4 protein-coding genes are annotated in these 4,143 nt (G+C 65.3%); 3 read left to right on the top strand and 1 reads right to left on the bottom strand.

Annotated features, from left to right (window positions below; all coding sequences use genetic code 11):
• The 3 genes from EN939_RS23440 to EN939_RS23425 all read left to right on the top strand — a co-directional run.
• Positions 1 to 1,062 (top strand): acetate--CoA ligase family protein (locus EN939_RS23440; protein ID WP_164751162.1); only part of this gene is annotated, 1,062 nt, incomplete at its 5' end.
• Positions 1,055 to 1,837 (top strand): carnitinyl-CoA dehydratase, encoded by a 783-nt coding sequence (locus tag EN939_RS23435; RefSeq protein WP_127270028.1) that lies wholly within the window; start codon positions 1,055 to 1,057, stop codon positions 1,835 to 1,837. The genes EN939_RS23440 and EN939_RS23435, both read left to right, overlap by 8 nt.
• Before the next feature lie 217 nt (positions 1,838 to 2,054).
• Positions 2,055 to 2,993 carry an alpha/beta hydrolase gene (locus EN939_RS23425; RefSeq protein WP_127270026.1) on the top strand — a complete coding sequence of 313 codons (939 nt, stop codon included), beginning with the start codon at positions 2,055 to 2,057 and terminating at the stop codon, positions 2,991 to 2,993.
• A 35-nt stretch (positions 2,994 to 3,028) separates the two neighbouring features.
• Here the strand turns inward: EN939_RS23425 and EN939_RS23420 are convergent.
• A partial coding sequence (locus tag EN939_RS23420) for an FAD-binding dehydrogenase (protein WP_127270024.1) occupies positions 3,029 to 4,143 on the bottom strand: 1,115 nt, incomplete at its 5' end.

Genomic DNA, 4,143 nt, shown 5'->3' with positions numbered 1-4,143 from the left:
CTCGGGCCGCTGGTCGCGGTCGCCAATCCCTTGGACTATCACACCTTCATCTGGAACAACGAGCCGGCGATGACCGCCACCTTCACCGCAATGGTGTCGGGCGGCTTCGACCTCAACATGCTGGTGCTGGATTTTCCGCGACCTGATCGTTGTTCGGTCACCGATTGGTGGGCGACGCTGCGCGCCTTCGAATCGGCGCTGAAGACCAACAAGGCGCATGGCGCGATCGTCTCGTCGCTGCCGGAAAACCTGCCGGAGGAGTACACCGCCGAACTGATGGCGCGCGGCATGGTGCCGTTGTTCGGCATTTCGGAAGCCATGGATGCCGCCGGGGCGGCGGCCTTCATCGGCTGGGCTTGGGCCGAACCGCAGGCGCAGCCGATCGACACTTCTGCTGCCGGTGCGCCTGGTGGCGACCATGTCACGCCCGACGAGGCCGAAGCAAAATCGCGGCTGATCAAGGCCGGCCTGCCGGTGCCGAAAGGCGAACGGGCCGCCAATGCGGTCGAGGCGGTGATTTCGTCGATGGCGCTCGGCTTTCCCGTCGCACTGAAGGCGCTCGGCGTCAGCCACAAATCCGAAGTTGGCGCCGTCAGGCTCAACCTCAGGGATGCCGAATCCGTCAGCACCGCGGCGCATGACCTCTTGCCGCTCGGCACCGGGCTCTATGTCGAGCGCATGGTGCGCGACGGTGTCGCCGAGCTCATCGTCGGCTTCACCCGCGACCCGATGTTCGGTGCGGTGATGACCTTGGGCACCGGCGGCGTGCTGGTCGAATTGTTGCGCGACAGCGTCACGCTGATGCTGCCGGCGACGCGCGACGATATCGAGGCGGCGCTGCGCGGCCTGAAACTGTTCCCGCTGCTCGAGGGCTATCGCGGCCGGCCAAAAGCCGATGTCGCGGCTGCCATCGATGCCATTTCGGGCATTGCCGCCTTCGTGCAGCAGAATGCCGGTGAGATCGAGGAACTCGACATCAACCCGCTGATCGTCTGCAGCGAAGGCAAGGGCGCCTGGATCGCCGACGCACTGCTGGTGCTGGGAGAGAACAAGAATGTCTGACGTCATTTCGACCCGCCGCGAGGGCACCATCCTCGAGGTCACCCTCGACCGGCCCAAAGCCAACGCCATCGACCTGAAGACCTCTCGGCTGATGGGTGAGACCTTCAAGGCATTCCGAGACGATCCGGAATTGCGCGTCGCCATCGTCAAGACCGCCGGCGACAAGTTCTTCTGTGCCGGCTGGGACCTCAAAGCCGCTGCCGGCGGCGATGCCGTCGATGGCGACTATGGCGTCGGCGGCTTTGCCGGGCTGCAAGAATTGCGCGACCTCAACAAGCCGGTGATCGCTTGCGTCAACGGCATGGCGGTCGGCGGCGGCTTCGAGCTGGCGCTGTCCTGCGACCTCATCTATGCCTCCGATCATTCCTCCTTCGCGCTCCCCGAAATCCGCGCCGGCACGCTGGCCGACGCGGCAACGATCAAACTGCCGAAGCGCATCCCCTACCATGTCGCCATGGACCTTCTGCTGACCGGCCGCTGGATGGATGTGGCCGAGGCGCATCGCTGGGGCCTGGTCAACGAAGTGCTGCCCAAGGAGAAGCTCGAGGACCGTGTCTGGGAGATCGCCCGGCTGCTCGCAGGCGGCCCGCCGCTGGTCTTTGCAGCGATCAAGGAGACCGCGCGTGTGGCCGAGGCGCTGACCTTCCAGGACGCCATGAACAAGGTGACCCGCCGCCAGCTGCCGACGGTCGATGCCCTCTACGGCTCCGAGGATGGCATGGAGGGTTTTCGCGCTTTTGCGGAGAAGCGTGAGCCGGTTTGGAAGGGGAAGTAGTGGATACCGCCGGAACGATGGCGCTTACCCCCCTCTGGCCTGCCGGCCATCTCCCCCTCAAGGGGGGAGATTGGCAGCTTCGATCTCTGCACTCTTCTTGCGACGCAGAAGGTTGGCGAAAGTTTTCGCAACATCCGATCTCCCCCCTTGAGGGGGAGATGTCCGGCAGGACAGAGGGGGGCGCCCTGGCTCAGCCTTGGGCGCCTTTCCAGCACCCATGACCGATTACAAAACCCTCATCGACGCCGAGACCTGGGCGTTCATAGAGCGGACCAATTCTTACTATCCGCCCGACACGATCGACTACACGATCGCGCAGCAGCGCGGGATCTATGACCGCATGTGCCGCGAATTCTTTGCCGGCTATCCCGAAGGCGTGGCGGTCGAAACCTCAGCCATTGCGACGCCCACGCACGACATCCCGATCCGCACCTACCGAAGCACACACAAAGCTGCGGTGACGGTGCTCTATGTCCATGGCGGCGGCTTCATCCTCGGTGGGCTGGACAGCCACGACGATGTCTGCGCCGAGCTCTGTGCCCGCACCGGCTATGAGGTGGTCTCGGTCGATTATCGGCTGGCGCCGGAGCATCTGCATCCGGCGGCCTTCGACGATGCGATGAGCGCCTTCGAATGGGCCGCCGCCAATCGCGATCATTCTATCGTGCTGTGCGGCGACAGCGCCGGCGGCAATCTCTGCGCCGCCGTCAGTCACGCCACGCGTGACCGTTCGAAAAGGCCGTTTGGCCAGGTGCTGATCTATCCCGGCCTCGGCGGAGACCGCGCGAAAGGCTCCTATGTCAAGCACGCCGAAGCGCCGATGCTGACCGTGCGCGATCTCGAATTCTACAAGCACATCCGCACCAGCGGCGTGGATAGGACCGGGGACATCACGCTGTCGCCGCTCGCCGACACCGACTTCTCCAACCTGCCGCCGACAGTACTGATCACCGCCGAGTGCGACCCGCTGTCGTCGGATGGCGAGAGCTATCACGACCTGGTCGTGGCGGCGGGCGGACGCGCAACCTGGTTCGAGGAAACGGGGCTGGTGCATGGTTATCTCCGAGGCCGGCACACGGTCGGCCGCGCCCGCGCAAGCTTCACCCGGATCGTCGATGCGGTGACCGCGCTTGGACAGGGCGATTGGCGCTGGTGATCGCGGCTGGACTCTGAGGACCGACCGGCCCCGGCTCATCCCACCGAAGCGGCCGCCGCACGACCGGCGCTGCGGCCGGAAAAGATGCAGCCGCCGAGGAAGGTGCCCTCAAGCGCCGCATAACCATGCACACCGCCGCCGCCAAAACCGGCGGCTTCGCCGACGGCGTAGAGTCCCGCAACAGGCTGGCCATCGGCACCCAGCACGCGGCTGTCGAGATCGGTCTGCAGGCCGCCCAGCGTCTTGCGGGTCAGGATGTTGAGGCGCACCGCTATCAGCGGGCCGTTTGCCGGATCGAGCATCTTGTGCGGCTTGGCCGTGCGGATCAGCCGGTCGCCGAGATAGGCGCGCGCCCCGCGCAGAGCGGTGATTTGCATGTCCTTGGAGAACGGGTTGTTGAGCTGCCGGTCGCGGGCGCGCATTTCGCGCTCGACCTGGGCTACCTCAAGAAGCGGCTCGCCGCCGGCCAGCGCGTTCATGCGCGCGACCAGCGTCGGCAAGTCGGCCTCGACGATGAAATCCTCGCCCTTCTCCATGAACGCCTTGACCGGGCCCGGAATGCCCGATGTGGCGCGGCCGAGCACCTGGCGCCAGCTCTTGCCGGTCAAATCGGGGTTCTGCTCGGAGCCCGACAGCGCGAACTCCTTCTGGATGATCTTTTTGGTCAGGATGAACCAGGAATAATCGAAGCCGGTGCTCATGATGTGGGAGAGCGTGCCCAGCGTGTCGAAACCGGGATAGAGCGGCATCGGCAGGCGCTTGCCGCGCGCATCGAGCCACAGCGATGACGGGCCGGGCAGGATGCGGATCGCATGATCGGTCCAGACCGGCGCCCAATTCTTGATGCCCTCGACATAGTGCCACATGCGGTCACGGTTGATGATCGAACCGCCGGCCCGTTCCGTGATCGCCAGCATGCGGCCGTCGACATGATCGGGCACGCCGGTGATCATGCGCTTCGGTGCGGCGCCCAGCCGTTTGGGCCAATTCTCCCGCACCAGTTGATGGTTGGCGCCGATGCCGCCGGAGGCGACGATCACCGCTTGCGCGTGAGGCTCGAAATCGCCTGATATTTCGCGCGAACTCTTGTGGCCGCGCTCGACATCGCTGGGCTGCAGGATGTCGCCACGCACACCTGTCACAACAGCAC

This window comes from Mesorhizobium sp. M7A.F.Ca.CA.002.05.1.1 (assembly GCF_003998335.1).
Lineage (GTDB): Bacteria > Pseudomonadota > Alphaproteobacteria > Rhizobiales > Rhizobiaceae > Mesorhizobium.
This window is presented reverse-complemented; position numbering and strand designations above follow the sequence as displayed.